16 protein-coding genes are annotated in these 16,765 nt (G+C 59.4%); 11 read left to right on the top strand and 5 right to left on the bottom strand.

Translation table 11 applies throughout. The features are described 5' to 3' along the window. Positions 1 to 81 precede the first annotated feature (81 nt). Positions 82 to 420, bottom strand: a complete 339-nt coding sequence (locus ACZ0A4_RS22715) for a hypothetical protein (protein ID WP_463576441.1) — start codon at positions 418 to 420, stop codon at positions 82 to 84. Positions 421 to 546: 126 nt separating this feature from the next. Here ACZ0A4_RS22715 and ACZ0A4_RS22710 point away from each other — a divergent pair, with 126 nt between their 5' ends. Beyond that, positions 547 to 1,011 carry an Lrp/AsnC family transcriptional regulator gene (locus ACZ0A4_RS22710; RefSeq protein ID WP_273877318.1) on the top strand — a complete coding sequence of 155 codons (465 nt, stop codon included), beginning with the start codon at positions 547 to 549 and terminating at the stop codon, positions 1,009 to 1,011. Between the two features lie 89 nt (positions 1,012 to 1,100). On the opposite strand, the gene ACZ0A4_RS22705 is transcribed toward ACZ0A4_RS22710, so the two are convergent. Next, on the bottom strand, positions 1,101 to 2,471 hold the full coding sequence (locus tag ACZ0A4_RS22705) for a CYTH domain-containing protein (RefSeq protein ID WP_463576440.1): 1,371 nt from the start codon (positions 2,469 to 2,471) through the stop codon (positions 1,101 to 1,103). A 156-nt stretch (positions 2,472 to 2,627) separates the two neighbouring features. Here ACZ0A4_RS22705 and argE point away from each other — a divergent pair, with 156 nt between their 5' ends. Both argE and argA read left to right on the top strand, forming a co-directional pair. Continuing rightward, positions 2,628 to 3,782 carry an acetylornithine deacetylase gene (gene argE, locus ACZ0A4_RS22700; protein WP_463576439.1) on the top strand — a complete coding sequence of 385 codons (1,155 nt, stop codon included), beginning with the start codon at positions 2,628 to 2,630 and terminating at the stop codon, positions 3,780 to 3,782. 264 nt (positions 3,783 to 4,046) lie between these two features. Further along, positions 4,047 to 5,345, top strand: a complete 1,299-nt coding sequence (gene argA / locus ACZ0A4_RS22695; RefSeq protein ID WP_007913824.1) for an amino-acid N-acetyltransferase — start codon at positions 4,047 to 4,049, stop codon at positions 5,343 to 5,345. A 67-nt stretch (positions 5,346 to 5,412) separates the two neighbouring features. Here the strand turns inward: argA and tauA are convergent, their stop codons facing one another. Continuing rightward, positions 5,413 to 6,402 carry a taurine ABC transporter substrate-binding protein gene (tauA, locus tag ACZ0A4_RS22690; RefSeq protein ID WP_463576438.1) on the bottom strand — a complete coding sequence of 330 codons (990 nt, stop codon included), beginning with the start codon at positions 6,400 to 6,402 and terminating at the stop codon, positions 5,413 to 5,415. 364 nt (positions 6,403 to 6,766) lie between these two features. Here tauA and ACZ0A4_RS22685 point away from each other — a divergent pair, with 364 nt between their 5' ends. From ACZ0A4_RS22685 to ACZ0A4_RS22650, 8 genes are all read left to right on the top strand, one after another. Further along, positions 6,767 to 8,167 (top strand): OprD family porin, encoded by a 1,401-nt coding sequence (locus tag ACZ0A4_RS22685; protein WP_463576437.1) that lies wholly within the window; start codon positions 6,767 to 6,769, stop codon positions 8,165 to 8,167. 297 nt (positions 8,168 to 8,464) lie between these two features. Continuing rightward, complete coding sequence (locus ACZ0A4_RS22680; RefSeq protein WP_402810953.1) at positions 8,465 to 9,103, top strand: peroxiredoxin; 639 nt, start codon at positions 8,465 to 8,467, stop codon at positions 9,101 to 9,103. 329 nt (positions 9,104 to 9,432) lie between these two features. Beyond that, on the top strand, positions 9,433 to 10,026 hold the full coding sequence (gene ssuE / locus ACZ0A4_RS22675) for an NADPH-dependent FMN reductase (RefSeq protein ID WP_007913832.1): 594 nt from the start codon (positions 9,433 to 9,435) through the stop codon (positions 10,024 to 10,026). 89 nt (positions 10,027 to 10,115) lie between these two features. Then, positions 10,116 to 11,081, top strand: coding sequence for a sulfonate ABC transporter substrate-binding protein (locus tag ACZ0A4_RS22670; protein ID WP_034151972.1), 966 nt, complete (start codon positions 10,116 to 10,118; stop codon positions 11,079 to 11,081). Between the two features lie 25 nt (positions 11,082 to 11,106). After that, positions 11,107 to 12,255: an FMNH2-dependent alkanesulfonate monooxygenase gene (gene ssuD / locus ACZ0A4_RS22665; protein ID WP_018928626.1), complete on the top strand. Its 1,149-nt coding sequence runs from the start codon at positions 11,107 to 11,109 to the stop codon at positions 12,253 to 12,255. Between the two features lie 8 nt (positions 12,256 to 12,263). Then, positions 12,264 to 13,046, top strand: coding sequence for an aliphatic sulfonate ABC transporter permease SsuC (gene ssuC, locus ACZ0A4_RS22660; RefSeq protein WP_463576436.1), 783 nt, complete (start codon positions 12,264 to 12,266; stop codon positions 13,044 to 13,046). Further along, entirely contained in the window at positions 13,043 to 13,849 is an 807-nt protein-coding gene (gene ssuB / locus ACZ0A4_RS22655) for an aliphatic sulfonates ABC transporter ATP-binding protein (RefSeq protein ID WP_463576435.1), read from the top strand. Before ssuC ends, ssuB begins: the two co-directional genes overlap by 4 nt. A gap of 106 nt (positions 13,850 to 13,955) precedes the next feature. Continuing rightward, positions 13,956 to 14,171: a TOBE domain-containing protein gene (locus tag ACZ0A4_RS22650; RefSeq protein ID WP_003229256.1), complete on the top strand. Its 216-nt coding sequence runs from the start codon at positions 13,956 to 13,958 to the stop codon at positions 14,169 to 14,171. Between the two features lie 163 nt (positions 14,172 to 14,334). Here the strand turns inward: ACZ0A4_RS22650 and ACZ0A4_RS22645 are convergent, their stop codons facing one another. Next, on the bottom strand, positions 14,335 to 14,973 hold the full coding sequence (locus ACZ0A4_RS22645) for a TetR/AcrR family transcriptional regulator (RefSeq protein ID WP_463576434.1): 639 nt from the start codon (positions 14,971 to 14,973) through the stop codon (positions 14,335 to 14,337). Between the two features lie 272 nt (positions 14,974 to 15,245). Beyond that, complete coding sequence (locus ACZ0A4_RS22640; protein ID WP_007913842.1) at positions 15,246 to 16,622, bottom strand: glutamine synthetase family protein; 1,377 nt, start codon at positions 16,620 to 16,622, stop codon at positions 15,246 to 15,248. Positions 16,623 to 16,765: the final 143 nt, after the last annotated feature.

Genomic DNA, 16,765 nt, shown 5'->3' with positions numbered 1-16,765 from the left:
TTTAAACGACTGTGCGCAAAAGGATAGTCGCGGCCCGGTAGACCGTTGGGCCACTACCCGACGAAGGCGTTGCCGGATTTGTCAGCCGGCCGCTTGCGTCCGCGCGTCCCAAGCGCTGTCGGCGTTTTGCAGGTTCACCGAGCAGACGCTGATCAGGTTACGAAGTTTTTCCGCGATCACTTGCGCGCGATGCCAGCTGAGACCGCCCATGACAATGTCGATCGACAGCAAGTCGTCCATCCGCTGCACGTTGACCTGTTCGGGCGTGAGGAACTGCAACGCGAACAGGTTGAGCACGCGCACCAGCAAGTCCGGCTCGGCCTCGGCGAGGATCTGATATTGCGCCAGGCAGTGGGCGTTGCTGACGTTCCAGACGTCGGCGCGGTGCGGGGCGCTGTTCACGGCTTCAAGATGCGGCATGGTGGGTCTCCAAAATCTCTGGAGGAATTTTTACATTTGGCGGCGGGCATTTCTTGGCTATGATCGGCGTTATTGGCGATTGATCGACTAAATCAATTCGCAAGGAATTAGATTGGAGGTTTTTTTATGCACGGCGAGCTGGACAGCTACGACCGCAAGATTCTTGCCTTGCTGCAGGAGGACGCTTCTCTGTCGAGTGCGCAGATCGCCGAGCAGGTCGGCCTGTCGCAATCGCCATGCTGGCGGCGGATTCAGCGGATGAAGGAGGAGGGGATCATTCGCGGCCAGGTGACCTTGCTCGATCGCAAGAAAATCGGCCTGAATACGCAGATCTTTGCCGAGATCAAACTCAACGCGCACGGGCGTTCGAATTTTACGGAATTCACCGAGGCGATTCGCGGTTTTCCGGAGGTGCTGGAGTGTTACGTGCTGATGGGGGCAGTGGACTTTTTACTGCGGATTGTCGCGGCGGACATCGAGGCGTATGAGCGGTTCTTCTTCGAGAAGCTGTCGCTGGTGCCGGGGATTCAGGAAGTGAATTCGATTGTGGCGTTATCGGAGATCAAGTCCACCACAAGCTTGCCGGTCTGAGGTAAGGCGGCTGGCCTCTTCGCGAGCAGGCTCGCTCCCACAGGGGATTGCATTCCAAAGTGGGAGCGAGCCTGCTCGCGAAAGCGGTGTCACATACGCAGCAGCATTTTCCACGCGCGATTCTGGTAAACCGCAATCGCCTGCTGCTTACGCGCATCGAGCAGTTCATCAGTGATCGTCGGCTCGTTGGCCAGTTGCGCCAGCTTGTTCAGTTCGCCATACAGGCGATCCATTTCCGGGATCTCCAGCACGTTACGAGCATGGTGCAGCCAGACCTGAATGCGTTCGATACGCGGCAGTTGCTCAGCCAGATCTTCCGGCTGCTGCTGATAACGCTGCAATTGCAGGGCCGTCGCTTCTTCGCCCAATGTGCGCGGCAACCAGCTGTGCAACTGCGCGCCGCCCTGACGGTTGCCACGTACGTTACGCTCAGCGGTCCAGGTGCGCGCCAGCAACCAGCGCGAAGTGTTCAGCGAGAACAGGCCCCAGCGCGGGTCTTCGAGTTCTTCGAGGAACTGCTCCGGTGCGGCTTTGCGCACGTCTTCGTCTTCGATGCCGGCCTGCACCAGCGGGCGCCAGTCTTCCAGCAATGCATCTAGGGCAACGCGCAAGTCGTGGGTCGACTGACGCGGTGCGGCTTGGCCGAGGCTGCTGAGCAGGGCACGCATTTCTGCGAGGTTCTCGACCCAGTCGAGCAACAGGCGCCAGTGACCGTTGAAACGGTACTGTTCAGCCAGACGCTGACTGCTGCCGAGCAAGTGCCAGCTCAGTGCGGCGAAAGCGTCGTCGAGTTGAGTTTCCGGAGTCAGCTCCGGCGCCGGCAGGCTCAGCGAGTAGCTGTTGGCATCGTACAGACGATAGCCGCGCTCAGCCTTGCTGATGTCGCACGGCATCAGGGCCAGGGTTTCAGCCAGTTCAGCGGCCAGTTCCAGCAGCGCGGCAGGCTCGCCTTCGCGCAGTTCCAGTTCCAGCTCGCAGATTTCTTCTTTCTGCTTGCCGACTACCACGTGACCGAGGTCCAGCGCGGCTTCGATGACCACTTTGCTCTTGCCACGGCCCCAGGCAATTTCCGCACGTTCTCGGACGAAATCGGTGGTGAAGATCGGCTTGAGGGTTTTCTTGTCCAGCTCGGCCAGCGACTCGGGCCAGCATTCGCCGTCGAGTTTCTTCACGTCGAGCTTGGCTTTCGGCAATTTCCAGTCGTACTCGTTACGCTCGGACAGACCGGCGACGCTCTGGCCACGGGTCTTGAGGGTCTGAATCACTTCGTCACCGTCCTTGCGCAGGCGCAGGGCAACCTTGGCCTGAGCCAGGTCGCGCTCGGGGGTGTCGAAGTACTGGTTCATCAACTCACGGCGTTCCCAGCCACTTTTGTTGCGTTTTTTCAGTAACGGGTGCTCGCGCAGCGCAGCGAGGGTTTCGCGGCTGACGCGGAGTTTGATTTCGGTTTCTTTCTGCATGGCCGGAAAATCCAGGATCGGGAGCGCAGCCGGGGGAATGTGTGGCTGCCAAGGCCGTGCAGTGTACAGGACTGATTCGTCCTACGCCCTGCGGCGGTTTATTCCTGACGCCGGATGGTTCTATGATGGACTTCAAATCGGGAGTTGGAGTCAGCGATGCCTTTGCCGTCCATGCAAGACCAGTTCGCTGCGCTGATCGCCGCGCCATCGGTCAGCTGTACCCAACCGAACCTCGATCAGTCCAACCGCGCGGTGATCGATTTGCTTGCCGGTTGGCTGGGTGATCTGGGCTTCAACTGTGATATCCAGCAGGTCAGCCCCGGCAAATTCAATCTGCTCGCCAGTTTCGGCAGCGGCCCCGGCGGGCTGGTGCTGGCCGGCCACAGCGACACGGTGCCGTACGACGATGCGTTGTGGCAGACCGATCCGCTGAAGCTGACTGAAGTCGATGGCCGCTGGGTCGGGCTGGGCAGTTGCGACATGAAGGGCTTTTTCGCCCTGATCATCGAAGCGGTGCTGCCGCTGCTCGATCAGCCGTTCAAGCAGCCGCTGTTGATCCTCGCCACCTGCGATGAAGAAAGTTCGATGTCCGGCGCCCGCGCGCTGGCCGAGGCCGGGCGTCCGCTGGGCCGTGCGGCGGTGATCGGCGAGCCGACCGGGCTCAAACCGATCCGCATGCACAAAGGCATCATGATGGAGCGCATCGACATCCTCGGGCAGAGCGGCCATTCGTCGGATCCGCGTCTGGGCCACAGCGCACTCGAAGCGATGCACGATGCGATCGGCGAACTGCGCGGTCTGCGCCTGTTGTGGCAGCGTGAATTCAATAATCCGCAGTTCAGCGTGCCGCAGCCGACGATGAACTTTGGCTGCATTCATGGTGGCGATAATCCCAACCGTATCTGCGGCCAGTGTTCGCTGGAATTCGACCTGCGACCATTGCCGGGAATGGACCCGAAAGTCCTGCGCGCGGAGATTCTGCGCAAGCTCAACCCGGTCGCCGAGCGGCATCAAGTGAAGATCGATTACAAACCGTTGTTCCCGGAAGTGCCGCCATTCGAGCAGTCTGAAGACGCCGAACTGGTGCGCATCGCCGAAAAGCTCACCGGTCATAGCGCCGAAGCAGTAGCGTTCGGCACCGAAGCGCCTTATCTTCAGCGCCTCGGCTGCGAAACCATCGTCCTCGGCCCTGGCGACATCGCCTGTGCGCATCAGCCCGGCGAGTACCTTGAAATGTCACGTTTGCAGCCTACCGTGCATCTATTACGGCAACTGATTGAACATTACTGCCTGACCCCGGACAAACCCTGATGCACCCTGTGGGAGCGAGCTTGCTCGCGAATGCGTCGGCTCAATCGACATTGATGTATCTGACACAACGCTTTCGCGAGCAAGCTCGCTCCCACAAGGGATCTGTGTTTTGCTCGATCAAACGCTGTAAATTGCCAGCAACCCAACCCGTATTCATGAGGAGAGCGCGCGTGTCGCCAAGCCTGTTCCGACGATAACCATCAGCCCGCTGTGCGTTTCCGTTTCGCCCCTTTTTAGGCTGCTATTTATTACAGGCCCAGGTTCATGCCCGAATACGTTAACTGGCTTCGTCACGCGTCCCCTTACATCAATGCCCACCGCGACTGCACCTTCGTCGTCATGCTGCCCGGCGATGGCGTGGAGCATCCGAATTTTGGCAACATCGTCCACGACATCGTCCTGCTGCACAGCCTTGGCGTGCGGCTGGTGTTGGTACACGGTTCGCGTCCGCAGATCGAAACCCGTCTCGCCGCCCGTGGCCTGACCCCGCATTACCACCACGGCATGCGCATCACCGATGCGGCGACGCTGGAATGTGTGATCGATGCCGTTGGCCAGTTGCGCATTGCCATCGAAGCGCGGCTGTCGATGGACATGGCTTCGTCACCAATGCAGGGCTCGCGTCTGCGCGTGGCCAGCGGCAACCTCGTCACGGCGCGGCCGATCGGCGTGCTCGAAGGCGTCGACTATCACCACACCGGCGAAGTACGCCGGGTCGACCGCAAGGGTATCAATCGTCTGCTCGATGAGCGTTCGATCGTGCTGCTATCGCCGCTGGGCTACTCGCCGACTGGTGAAATCTTCAACCTCGCCTGCGAAGACGTCGCCACCCGCGCCGCCATCGATCTGGGTGCTGACAAGTTGCTGCTGTTCGGCGCCGACCTCGGCCTGATCGATGAGAACGGCAAGCTGGTTCGCGAACTGCGTCCGCAACAAGTGCCGGCGCATTTGCAGCGTCTGGGCAGCAACTATCAGGCGGAACTGCTCGATGCCGCTGCCGAAGCCTGCCGTGGCGGCGTGGCGCGCAGCCATATCGTCAGTTACGCCGAAGACGGCGCGCTGCTGACCGAGCTTTTCACCCGTGACGGCGGCGGTACGCTGGTCGCTCAAGAGCAGTTCGAACTGGTCCGCGAGGCGGCGATTGAAGACGTCGGCGGCTTGCTCGACTTGATCAGCCCGCTGGAAGAGCAGGGGATACTGGTGCGTCGTTCGCGCGAAGTGCTGGAGCGCGAGATCGAGCAGTTCAGCGTGGTCGAGCGTGAAGGCATGATCATCGCCTGTGCGGCGCTGTATCAGATTGCTGATTCCGATGCCGGTGAGCTGGCGTGTCTGGCGGTGAATCCGGAGTATCGCCATGGCGGTCGCGGTGATGAACTGTTGGAGCGCATCGAAACCCGCGCACGCGCGCAGGGTTTGAAGACCTTGTTCGTCCTCACCACGCGCACCGCCCACTGGTTCCGCGAGCGTGGTTTCGAACCGAGCAGCGTTGAACGCCTGCCGGCAGCGCGGGCTTCGCTGTACAACTTTCAGCGTAATTCGAAGATCTTCGAAAAGACCCTGTAACCGAGGCACTCCATTCGCGAGCAGGCTCGCTCCCACTCCTGTGGAAGCGAGCCTGCTCGCGAAGCTTTTATTGCGCCACGAATTTCGCGCTGACGTACGGTGAGTAGTCCGGCAGCACGGTTTCAACCTTGCCCTGTTCCTTCAAAAACTTCGCCGTCTCGCCAATCGCCTTTGCGGTGCCGCCATCCAGCAGCGTCGTGGTTTGCTGCGCCTTGGCATCCGGGAACGCTGAACCTGCGAGCAATTCCGGTACATCAGCGGCATTGGCACCGGTCAGTTTGGCGATTTTCTGTACCGGCACCGAGTCAGCCGTCCAGTTGTCTTTATGCGCCGCGTAATCGGCAAATGAATCCAGCGTGACCTTCGCGAACTTCGCTACGACGTCTGGATGCTTCTCAGCGAAATCCTTGCGCGCGACCCAGACTTCGAAGGTCGGCGCGCCCCACTGACCGACCTGTGCGGCATCGGTCAGGGTCTTGCCGGTCTTGCGGATTTCGCCCAACGCCGGCGACCAGACAAACGCACCATCGATATCGCCGCGTTTCCAGGCGGCGGCGATTTCTGCGGGTTGCAGGTTCACCACTTTGACTTTCGAGGCGTCCAGACCCCAGTGCTTGAGTGCGCCGAGCAGACTGTAGTGGGAAGTGGAAACGAAGGGCGTGGCGATGGTTTTGCCCACAAGGTCCTGCGGTGTGTTGATGCCGCTGCCGTTGCGCACCACCAGAGCTTCGGCGGCATTGATCTGTGCCGAAACAATGAAGGCCACGATGGGCAGATTGCGCGAAGCGGCAGCAGCTAACGGGCTGGAGCCGAGGTTGCCGATCTGCACGTCACCCGAAGCAATGGCTGTCACAACTTCCGGGCCACTGTTGAAGCGGCGCCAGTCGATTTTCTCGCCGATGGTTTTCTCGTAGACGCCGTCGGCCTGGGGGACCTTGCTCGGGTCGATACCGGTTTGATAGCCGACGGTGAGGTTGGCGGCATGAGCGGAAAGAGAAATCAGTGCTGACACACAAACTGTAACAAATTGACTAGATAGTGCGCGTTTGGCCATCATGGCGTCGCCTTTTCGATAGGGTTTGACGAATTTCGGTTGCGCCAAAGCTAATCGATATAAAAAAAGGCTAACAAATACCATTTAGGAATGAGCTTAGTCGCCGATACGCTGTTTCCCGGCGGAGGTGGCAAGATACTGGCCATATTCCGAAATGATATGAAAAAGAATGAATAAATTCTTTTTGGGTTTATCAGGAAGTCTTTACTCTGCACGGACCAAATCACTGCGATTAGACCTTGGTCGTAGACACACAAGGTTACGATTGACTTGTCAGTCACGGTCTGGCGCTAATCGCGCATCTTAGGACCCAGGGCATCAGACCCCGGGCCAGGAACACAAGAATTAGAAACGAGAGGAGCTTTACATGAACAAGTCCACCTTGGCCCTGGCTGTGGCCGTAGGGGTTATGGCGCAGCAGGCAGGCGCCGCCGGTTTCATCGAAGACAGCAAAGCTACTTTGGGGCTGCGTAACTTCTACATCAACACAGATAACCGTGACGGCGACGTCAACGCTCCTGCCAACAAGCGCGGCGGCGTTCAGAGCAAGCAAGAAGAATGGGGCCAAGGCTTCGATCTGCGCTTCATCTCCGGTTACACCCAAGGCACCGTAGGCTTCGGTATCGATGCTATCGGCCTGTTGGGCGTGCGCCTGGATTCCGGTGGCGGCACTAACGGTGCTTCGCCAGCGACCGCAACCAACTACGGTTCTTATGGCGGCACTGTTTTCCCAAGCAAATCCAATGGTGAAGCGGTTGATAACTTCTCCAGCCTGGGTCTGACTGCCAAGGCCAAGATCTCCCAGACCGAACTGAAGCTGGGTACTCTGCAGCCTAAAAACCCGGTCATCATCACTAACGATGGTCGTCTGCTGCCACAAACCTTCCAGGGTGGCCAGATCACTTCGGCGGAAATCAAGGATTTGACCCTTGTCGGTGGCCAGATCGAGCACGTCAAAGGTCGTAACTCCAGCAACAACGAAGAACTGTCGATTGCAGGCGCCAACGGTCGTACTGCGACTGGCCGCGACAGCAACAAGTTCATCTATGCCGGTGGTGACTACAAGATCAACAAGGATCTGACTGCTCAGTACTACTACGGCAATCTGGATCAGTTCTACAAGCAACACTTCCTTGGCCTGGTTCACAACTGGGCAATCGGCCCGGGCGTGTTGAAGTCGGACTTCCGTTACTTCAACAGCCGTGACGACGGTGCTAACGGTCACGATGCCAACTATTTCACCACCGGTGACTACGGCACTGGCATCACCAAAGGTAAAGTCGACAACAACCTGTACAGCGGCTTGTTCCTGTACACCGTTGCAGGTCACACCTTCGGTGGCGGTTACCAGGTCAGCAATGGCAACAGCGACTTCCCGTGGCTGAACCAGGGTGACGGTTCTTCGAACTACACCATCACTGACATGCAAATCCAGAAGTTCGGCCGTGCTGGCGAGCGTACCTGGCAGGCTCGCTACTCGTATGACTTCGCCAAAGTCGGTATCCCAGGCCTGACTGCTGGCCTGGTTTACCTGCGTGGCGATAATATCGACACTACCGGCCGCGTCGGTTTCAACCAGGTCAGCGTCAACGCCACCGGCCGTTCCGAGTGGGAACGCGACCTGACCGTTGGTTATGTTGTACCGGAAGGCCCACTGAAAAACCTGGGCCTGATGTGGAAAAACGCTACCTGGCGCAACGACATCCCAGGTCAGCGTGACCAAGATGAAAACCGCCTGATCGTCAGCTACTCGATCCCGCTGCTGTAATAGCGCGTTTCGATTCGTTGATGTAAAAAAAGCCCCGTCCGGCATCGCGCCGGACGGGGCTTTTGCGTTTTCGAGTCAGGCCCACCCCCGTAAGCCTTCCCCGAAATTCCCCTCTTTACAGCAACTCAAGGCCTTCTCGAACCTTGCGAACGATGTTCGTCGGGTTGCCTGCCAGCGTCCAGTGAACAGATGTTTAATATTCACTTATGATCTAGATATCTAGTTATTTATTCTTTTTCACGATGGCAAATCCCGGGCTACAGTTGAGGTCTCGAACAACTCATCAGGAGCAGCATCATGAGCCTCAGACTCGGCGACATCGCCCCCGATTTCGAACAGGATTCCAGCGCCGGCAAGATTCGTTTCCACGAATGGCTGGGCGATAGCTGGGGCGTGCTGTTCTCCCACCCGGCGGACTTTACCCCGGTGTGCACCACCGAACTGGGCTTCACTGCCAAGCTCAAGGATGAGTTCAGCAAACGCGGCGTCAAAGCCATCGCGCTGTCGGTCGACCCGGTGGATTCGCACCACAAGTGGATCGAAGACATCAACGAAACCCAGAACACCATCGTCAACTTCCCGATCCTCGCCGATGCCGATCGCAAAGTCTCGGATCTGTATGACCTGATCCACCCGAATGCCAACGACACGCTGACCGTGCGTTCGCTGTTCGTGATCGATCCGAACAAGAAGATTCGTCTGACCATCACGTATCCGGCGAGCACCGGGCGTAATTTTCACGAGATTCTGCGGGTGATCGATTCGCTGCAGCTCACCGACAACTACAAGGTTGCCACCCCGGCCAACTGGCAGGACGGTGATGAGGTGGTGATCGTGCCTTCGTTGAAGGACGAGGACGAGATCAAGCAGCGCTTTCCGAAGGGCTATCGCGCGGTGAAGCCGTACCTGCGCCTGACGCCGCAGCCGAATAAGTAAAGTTTGCGGTGTAATCGCCACCGCTTTCGTCGGAACGCCGCCCGGAGCCGGCTCGCTCCCACAGGTGATCGCATTCCAAATGTGGGAGCGAGCCTGCTCGCGAAGGCGTCAGTCCGGGCAACACAGAATTCAGAACCACAAAGCAGGGGATTTCAGGCCGTTTCGACGGCCTTTTTTTTCGCCTTGAATAACCTGAATCGCATATCTCTAAAATGCATAACCAAATGAATAAATATGATTTATGGATATATAAATCAGCTGGTAAGGTCACTCCATCGAAGCGAGATCGCAACCCGCGAATCGCCTGTAACGCTTAAGGAATTGTCTCGATGCTGGTCGTCTCACTCGGTGGCAGTCCCAGCCTGCGCTCCCGTTCCGGGGTGCTGCTGGAACGCTCGCAACGCTGGTTGCAGGCGCAAGGCGTGGAAGTGGTGAGTTATCAGGTGCGCGACTTTCCCGCTGAAGACCTGCTCCACGCCCGCTTCGACAGCCCGAAGGTGCTCGACCTGCTGCAACAGATTGAAAACGCCGACGGCCTGCTGATCGCCACACCGGTTTACAAAGCGTCGTTTTCCGGCGCGTTGAAGACCCTGCTCGATCTGCTCCCGGAGCGCGCCTTGAACCACAAGATTGTCTTGCCGATGGCCACGGGCGGCAGCATCGCCCACATGCTGGTGGTCGATTACGCCCTCAAACCGGTGCTGTCGGCATTGAAGGCCCAGGAAATGCTCCAGGGGATTTTCGCCGAGGACAGCCAGATCGCTTACGGCGAAGGCAGTGCTGCGGCGCAACTGGCTCCGGCGCTCGAGCAGCGTCTGCATGAAGCGCTGGATCAGTTTGTCGGCGCCATGGCGCGCCGGCCGAAACCGCTGGAACCGGGCCTGTTGAACGAACGTTTATTGAGTGCTCGCTGGAGCATTTAAGCCTCATCGAAATTTGAAGTACTCGCCTTACTCGCCCGCTAACGGGCAAGCAGGTGCAGCCAAAACCCAACAGCAAAAAGGAGAGCGCTATGCGCACTGTATTTTTGCGTCGTGGTCTGGTCGCTCTGTTTGCTGCGGCTGTCACCTTCGGCGCCATCACTCAAGCTCAAGCCGAGACTCTTCGGATCGGTTATCAGAAGTACGGCACGCTGGTGCTGCTCAAAGCCAAGGGCACGCTGGAGAAACGTCTGGCCGCCCAAGGCGTTGACGTGCAATGGACTGAATTCCCAGGCGGCCCGCAGCTGCTGGAAGGCCTGAACGTCGGCTCGATCGACTTCGGCGTCACCGGCGAAACCCCGCCAGTGTTTGCTCAAGCTGCCGGCGCCGATCTGCTCTACGTCGCCTACGAACCACCTGCGCCGAACAGCGAAGCGATCCTCGTGCCGAAAGACTCGCCGATCAAATCGGTGGCCGATCTCAAGGGCAAGAAAGTCGCCCTGAACAAAGGCTCCAACGTTCACTACCTGCTGGTGCGTGCGCTGGAAGATGCCGGCCTCAAATACACCGACATTCAAACCGTATTCCTGCCGCCGGCCGATGCCCGCGCCGCGTTCGAGCGTGGCAGCGTCGACGCTTGGGTCATCTGGGATCCGTACCAGGCGGCCGCCGAGAAGCAACTGCAAGCGCACACCCTGCGCGACGGCAAAGGCATCGTCGACAACCACCAGTTCTATCTCGCGACCAAGCCATACGCAGAGAAAAATCCTCAGGTGATCAAGACCCTCGTTGAGGAAGTTCGCGCAGTCGGCGAATGGTCGAAAGCCAACCCTGAAGACGTCACCCAACAAGTCGCGCCACTGCTCGGCCTGCCGGCGGACATCACCCTGACCTCGGTGAAACGCCAGGGTTACGGCGCGCTGTTCCTGACCCCGGAAGTGGTCGCCGCGCAGCAGAAAATCGCTGACACGTTCTTCCAGCTCAAGCTGATTCCCAAGCCGCTGAGCATCAAGGACGTGATCTGGACACCACCGGCCGCTGTGGCTAAAGCGCAGTAATTCGAATTCCTAAGGAGACCACTCCATGAGCCTCAATATCTTCTGGTTCCTGCCCACCCACGGTGACGGCCATTACCTTGGCACCGCCGAAGGCGCGCGCGCCGTCGACCACGGTTATCTGCAACAGGTCGCGCAAGCGGCGGATCGTCTGGGTTTCGGCGGCGTGCTGATTCCGACCGGCCGCTCTTGCGAAGATTCGTGGCTGGTGGCGGCGTCGCTGATCCCGGTGACCCAGCGCCTGAAGTTTCTCGTTGCCCTGCGTCCCGGGATCATTTCCCCGACGGTCGCGGCGCGGCAGGCAGCCACGCTGGATCGTCTGTCCGGCGGTCGTGCTCTGTTCAATCTGGTCACCGGTGGCGACCCCGAAGAATTGGCTGGCGACGGTCTGTTCCTCAGCCACGAAGAGCGCTATCAGGCTTCGGTGGAATTCACCCGCATCTGGCGTCGTGTGCTGGAAGGCGAAACCGTTGATTACGACGGTCAGCACATCAGCGTGAAGGGCGCGAAGTTGCTCTATCCGCCGATCCAGCAACCGCGTCCGCCGCTGTATTTCGGTGGCTCGTCGGAAGCGGCGCAGGACTTGGCTGCCGAACAAGTAGAAATGGTCCTGACCTGGGGCGAGCCGCCAGCAGCAGTGGCCGAGAAGATTGCCCAGGTGCGCGCCAAAGCCGCCAAGCTTGGCCGCACCGTACGCTTCGGTATTCGACTGCACGTTATCGTCCGTGAAACCAACGCTGAAGCGTGGCAAGCGGCGGATCGTTTGATCTCGCATCTGGATGACGACACCATCGCTCGCGCTCAGGCTTCGCTGGCGCGTTTCGATTCGGTCGGCCAGCAACGCATGGCCGCACTGCATGGCGGCAGCCGCGACAACCTCGAAGTCAGCCCGAACCTGTGGGCCGGCGTCGGTCTGGTGCGCGGCGGTGCCGGTACGGCGCTGGTCGGCGATGGCCCGACCGTGGCCGCACGGGTTAAGGAATACGCGGATCTGGGCATCGACACGTTCATCTTCTCTGGTTATCCACACCTTGAAGAGTCGTATCGCGTCGCCGAACTGCTGTTCCCGCACCTCGACATCGAGCGCCCGGAACTGCCGAAAAGCGCCGGTTATGTCAGCCCGTTCGGCGAGATGGTCGCCAACGACATTCTTCCCAAAGCCGCGTCGCAGAGCTGAGGCGCGCCATGAAGAAAATCATCCACAGCCTCGCGCCCTGGGCGTTGCCGGTGTTGCTGCTGGCGGTGTGGCAGCTGTCGGTGTCGGCGGGTTGGTTGTCGACACGGATTCTGCCGGCACCGGTGGCGGTGATCGAAGCCGGCGTGAGCCTGGTGCGCAGCGGCGAAATCTGGACGCATCTGGCGATCAGCGGCTGGCGCGCGGCACTCGGTTTCACCATTGGCGGCAGCATCGGTCTGGTGCTGGGTTTCATCACCGGCCTGTCGAAGTGGGGCGAACGCCTGCTCGACAGCTCGGTGCAGATGATCCGCAACGTGCCGCACCTGGCGCTGATTCCGCTGGTGATCCTCTGGTTCGGAATCGATGAGTCGGCGAAGATTTTTCTGGTGGCGCTGGGTACGTTGTTTCCGATTTACCTCAACACCTATCACGGCATCCGCAACGTCGATCCGGCGCTGGTGGAGATGGCGCGCAGTTACGGCTTGAGCGGTTTCAGCCTGTTCTGGCAGGTGATTCTGCCGGGCGCGTTGCCTTCGATTCTGGTCGGCGTGCGTTTCGCCCTGGGCTTTATGTGGCTGACGCTAATCGTTGCCGAAACCATCTCGGCCAGCTCGGGCATCGGCTATCTGGCGATGAACGCCCGTGAGTTCTTGCAGACCGACGTGGTGGTGCTGGCGATCCTGCTTTACGCGGTACTCGGCAAACTCGCCGACCTCGCGGCGCGTGGACTTGAGCGTGTCTGGTTGCGCTGGCACCCGGCTTATCAGGTTGCCAAAGGAGGTGGGGCATGACTGCTCAACAACCTCCACGCCTGCTGCGCGGGATCCCGCTGGCGGTGCGCAACCTGCAGAAAACCTTCGGCGCGCGGCAGGTGCTGCGTGACATCGATCTGCATATTCCAGCGGGGCAATTCGTCGCTGTGGTCGGGCGCAGTGGCTGCGGCAAAAGTACTTTGCTGCGCTTGCTCGCCGGGCTTGATCAGCCGACTGGCGGCGACTTGCTGGCCGGTGCCGCGCCGCTCAGCGATGCGCGGGAAGACACCCGATTGATGTTCCAAGAAGCGCGGCTGCTGCCGTGGAAAAAGATCATCGACAACGTTGGCTTGGGCCTTAAAGGCAACTGGCGGCCGAAAGCTCTCGAAGCACTGGATGCGGTGGGTCTGGCGGATCGCGCCAATGAGTGGCCGGCGGCGTTGTCCGGTGGGCAGAAGCAGCGGGTTGCACTAGCCCGCGCTCTGATCCATCAACCGCGTCTGCTGTTGCTCGACGAACCGCTCGGCGCGCTGGATGCGCTGACCCGCATTGAAATGCAGCAATTGATCGAGCGTCTCTGGCAGCAACACGGCTTCACCGTGCTGCTGGTGACCCACGACGTCAGCGAAGCGGTAGCGATTGCCGACCGGGTGATTCTGATCGAGGACGGCGAAGTCGGCCTCGATCTGCATGTCGAACTGGCGCGGCCGCGAGTGCGTGGTTCGCACAGGCTGGCAGCGCTGGAAACCGAAGTGCTTAACCGTGTTCTCTCCCTGCCCGGCGAACCGCCGGAGCCGGAACCTGTTTCACCACTGCCTACGCAACTGCGTTGGGCGCAATGAAGCAGCTGCGAGCTTCAAGCTGCAAGCTACAAGTAGAAGCGCTGTGCTTTTGCTTGCCGCTTGAAGCTTGCCACTTGCCGCTTATTTCGACCTCAGGAGACATATCATGACTATCAAAGCCATCAACGTCCGTAACCAGTTCAAAGGCTCGATCAAGGAAATCGTCCTCGGTGACGTGCTGTCGGAAATCGACGTGCAGACCGCTTCTGGCATCGTTACTTCGGTGATCACCACCCGCTCGGTCAAAGAGCTGGAACTGGTCGTGGGCAGCGAAGTGATTGCCTTTGTGAAATCCACCGAGGTGTCGATCGCCAAGTTGTAAGCCAGTGAGTAAAAAACAACCCCGGAGGGCGTGAGCCCTTCGGGGTTTTTTTGTGCCTGGATTGAAATCGGCGGCGCGGCCATCGCTGGCAAGCCAGCTCCCACAGGGTTATTTGTCGGTCACAAAACCCTTGTGGGAGCTGGCTTGCCAGCGATGAGGCCAGTCAGATCACCAATGATCTCTTGGGTAGATACGGCGGCAGATACAGGCCGATATAAGCATCAAACACGCGCATCCCTTCCTCGGCCATGCGCGGCGTGATCTGCCCATGCTGCTGCACCGAGCGCGCATACACCCGGTCACCCAGCTCCATCGCCAGGGCAAACACATCGACATCTTCCGGCAGCCTCGGCAATTCGAAGTGATGATCGAACAGCTTGTGCATCAGGTCGCCCAGTTCTATGTCGTGCTGACGGTCAGCCTGAGTCACTTCGGTCAGACCATGCTGCGCGAGGATCAACTGCCGTGCGGCGGCGTCTTCGTCGTAGATCTCCAGCATCCGTTGTTCGACCAACCGCGACAGGTCGCGCCAGTCACGCAGCGCCTCATGGTCGATCGACGCTTGCAGGCAGGCACGGAACGCGGCGTGTACATCCGCCGTCAGTGCTTCGAGCAATGCCGGGACGCTGGCGAAAAAGTGGTACACGGAGGAGGGCGGAATCTGCGCGCGCTCGGCGACGCTGTAGATCGACAGACTCGCCACACCCTCGGCCGCCAGCAATGTGCGCGCGGCGTCGAGTATCGAGTCGATGCGCGCCTGGCTGCGGGCACGGGGTTTGCGGACGGGGGCGGGTCGCGTCATGGAACTCTCCTGCGGGGCAGCGGGCATTGTACGAGCCAGCCTCGGTGTTGTCTGCCGGTACGCCTTCGTCGGAACGCCGCCCGGAGCCGGCTCGCTCCCACAGGGAGGCTCTGTGGACGCAGCATTCATGTTCACTGGAGATTAACTGTGGGAGCGAGCCTGCTCGCGAACCGCCGCAGGCGGCCATTCACACCCTAGGGATCTGAGTCTGGCCATAAAAAAACGCCGTTGGCTGAATCAGCCAACGGCGTTTTTCCTGAAGCTACAACCGCTTAAACGGTATGCAGATACCAGTTGTACTCAAGGTCGGAGATGGAGTGTTCGAACTCCTCCAGCTCACTTTCCTTGCAGGCGACGAAGATATCGATGTACTTCGGATCGATGTACTTGGCCATCACCTCGCTGTCGTCCAGCTCGCGCAGGGCATCGCGCAAGTTGTTCGGCAGGCTTTGCTCGTTCTGCTCGTAGCTGTTGCCTTCGACTGGCGCGCCCGGCTCGATCTTGTTGGTCAGACCGTGGTGCACGCCGGCCAGTACCGAAGCCATCAACAGATACGGGTTGGCATCGGCACCGGCAACGCGGTGTTCGATACGCACGGCATCGGACGAGCCGGTCGGTACGCGAATCGCCACGGTGCGGTTGTCCAGGCCCCAGCACGGCGAGTTCGGCACGTAGAACTGTGCGCCGAAACGACGGTAGGAGTTGACGTTCGGGCAGAGGAAAGCCATCTGCGCGGGCAGGGTCTCGAGCACACCGCCGATCGCGTGACGCAGCGCGGCGTTCTGCTCGGGATCCTCGCTGGCAAAAATGTTTTTGCCTTCTTTATCCAGAATCGAAATGTGTACGTGCAGACCATTACCAGCCTGGCCCGGGTACGGCTTGGCCATGAAGGTGGTGTCCATTTCATGGTCGTAGGCGATGTTCTTGATCAGACGCTTGAGCAGTACCGCGTAGTCGCACGCCTTGATCGGGTCAGCGACGTGGTGCAGGTTCACTTCGAACTGCGCCGGGGCACTTTCCTTGACGATCGCGTCAGCAGGGATGCCTTGCTCTTTGGCACCTTCCAGAATGTCCTGGAGGCAGTCGACGTATTCGTCGAGGTCGTCGATCAGGTAAACCTGAGTCGAGTGCGGGCGTTTGCCAGAGATCGGCGAGCGTGGCGGCTGAGGACGGCCGTTCACGTTTTCCTGGTCGATCAGGTAAAACTCGAGTTCGAATGCGGCGCAGATGGTCAGGCCCAGCTCGTCAAACTTTGCAACAACTTGACGGAGCACCTCGCGTGGATCGGCGAAGAATGGGTCGCCTTCGAGCTCGTGCATGGTCATCAACAGTTGCGCGGTCGGGCGCTTCTGCCATGGCTCGTTGCACAGGGTATCGGGGATTGGATAGCAGATACGATCGGCGTCGCCGATGTCCAGGCCCAGGCCGGTGCTTTCCACCGTAGAGCCATTGATATCCAGAGCAAATAGAGAGGCCGGCAGGTTGATGCCTTTCTCGTAAACCTTGTGGAGGCTGGTGCGTTCAATGCGCTTGCCGCGCACCACACCATTCATATCCGCAATCAGAAGGTCAACGTACAGAACCTCAGGATGTTCCTTAAGGAACGCGTTCGCTTCGTTAAGCTGAACGGCACGCGGGGGTACCGACATGATGCAACACCTTTGTTGTTAAAAATATCAATCATTGATCTTTTCTGGTTTCAGTCAACCCGAACGGCCTGCCGAAGTCAAGCGAGGCCTTTTTTGCCCTAAAAAAGCGCTGTGAGGGCATTTATGGGGCACTTTCGGGCGTT

The sequence above is a fragment of the Pseudomonas sp. AC172 genome, assembly GCF_979258595.1.
The sequence above is the reverse complement of the archived record's forward strand: the minus strand, read 5'-3'. Positions and strand labels throughout refer to the sequence as shown.